Annotated in this window: 1 protein-coding gene; it reads right to left on the bottom strand. The window is 43.0% G+C overall.

What is annotated here, in order from left to right:
• Positions 1–2,106: beta strand repeat-containing protein (locus tag IR213_RS16020; RefSeq protein ID WP_394354931.1), on the bottom strand; the 2,106-nt coding region annotated here is incomplete at both ends.

Raw genomic sequence — 2,106 nt, 5'->3', positions numbered from 1 at the left:
CTTGTCCAAGTTCCGTTGGTTGTTGGAGATAAAGTTGCAGTACTTCCAATACATACTTGTGTTGGTGCAGTTACAATTGGTAGAGCATTTACAGTGACAGACAAAGTGGTTTTACTACAGCCTGTTGCAGTCTCAATATAAGTAAAAGTTGCTGTTCCAGCAGATATACCAGTTATTACTCCAGCATTGGTTACCGTGGCTATTGTGGTATTGCTACTTGTCCAAGTTCCGTTGGTTGTTGGAGATAAAGTTGCAGTGCTTCCAATACATACTTGTGTTGGTGCAGTTACAATTGGTAGAGCATTTACAGTGACAGACAAGGTGGTTTTACTACATCCTGTTGCAGTCTCACTATAGGTAAAAGTTGCTGTTCCAGCAGATATACCAGTTATTACTCCGGCATTGGTTACCGTGGCAATGGCGGTATTGCTACTTGTCCAAGTTCCGTTGGTTGTTGGAGATAAAGTTGCAGTACTTCCAATGCATACTTGTGTTGGTGCAGTTAAAATTGGTAGAGCATTTACAGTTAAATGTACAATATTAGATGTAATTGTACCACATATTCCTGTAATTATAATTTTATAATTATTGTCATTACTTATTAATGCTGATGCAAAGCTTAGTGTGGGATTGGTTTCTCCAGGAATGTTTGCATAATTATTTCCATTAGTATTTATCTGCCACTGGTAAGTTAAGTTTGCTCCGTTTGCTGCCACAGTAAAAGAAGCACTGCTGCCAACACAAACTGAAGTACTTGTTGGTTGAGAAGTAATAGCTGTAGTAGCATTTACCGTAATAGTCTGAACATAAGAACTCACATTAGCATCAGCATCAGTAGCAGTCCAAGTTCTGGTGATTACTGAATTATTTCCAGTTCCTATAACGACAACATCAGAATAACCAATGGTTGGAGTAGCACAATTGTCGGTTGCAGTAGCGGGACCATTGGTTGCGGCAGGCAAACTGCTTGCAGAGCAGGCAATGGTTAAACTCGCTGGCGACAAAGTAAAGGTCGGAGCTTGAGTATCGGTTACGGTGATGGTTTGAACATATGAGCTGACATTGGCATTAGCATCAGTAGCAGTCCAGGTTCTGGTGATAGTTTTATTGTTTCCGCTTATTGCAGAAATCACGTCAGAATAACCAATAGTTGGAGTAGCACAATTATCGGTTGCGGTAGCGGGGCCATTGGTTGCGGCAGGCAAACTGCTTGCAGAACAGGCAATGGTTAAACTTGCTGGCGACAAAGTGAAGGTTGGAGCTTGAGTATCGGTTACGGTGATGGTTTGTACATATGAGCTGACATTGGCATTAGCATCAGTAGCAGTCCAGGTTCTGGTGATAGTTTTATTGTTTCCGCTTATTGCAGAAATCACGTCAGAATACCCAATAGTTGGAGTATCACAATTATCGGTTGCAGTAGCAGGACCATTGGTTGTGGCAGGCAAACTGCTTGCAGAACAGGCAATGGTTAAACTCGCTGGCGACAAAGTGAAGGTTGGAACTTGAGTATCGGTTACGGTGATGGTTTGAACATATGAGCTGACATTGGCATTAGCATCAGTGGCAGTCCAGGTTCTGGTGATAGTTTTATTGTTTCCGCTTACAGCAGAAATCACGTCAGAATACCCAATAGTTGGAGTAGCACAATTGTCGGTTGCGGTAGCGGGGCCATTGGTTGCGGCAGGCAAACTGCTTGCAGAACAGGCAATGGTTAAACTTGCTGGAGACAAAGTGAAGGTTGGAGCTTGAGTATCGCTTACGGTGATGGTTTGTACATATGAGCTGACATTGGCATTAGCATCAGTGGCAGTCCAGGTTCTGGTGATAGTTTTATTGTTTCCAATTCCATTAACCAAAACATCAGAATAAGCGATTGCTGGAGTAGCACAGTTGTCGGTTGCGGTAGCGGGGCCATTGGTTGTGGCAGGCAAACTGCTTGCAGAACAGGCAATGGTTAAACTTGCTGGCGACAAAGTGAAGGTTGGTGCTTGAGTATCGGTTACGGTGATGATTTGAACATATGAGCTGACATTGGCATTAGCATCAGTAGCAGTCCAGGTTCTGGTGATAGTTTTATTGTTTCCGCTTATTGCAGAAATCACG

This window comes from Flavobacterium soyangense (assembly GCF_015277675.1).
Classification (GTDB): domain Bacteria; phylum Bacteroidota; class Bacteroidia; order Flavobacteriales; family Flavobacteriaceae; genus Flavobacterium; species Flavobacterium soyangense.
This window is presented reverse-complemented; position numbering and strand designations above follow the sequence as displayed.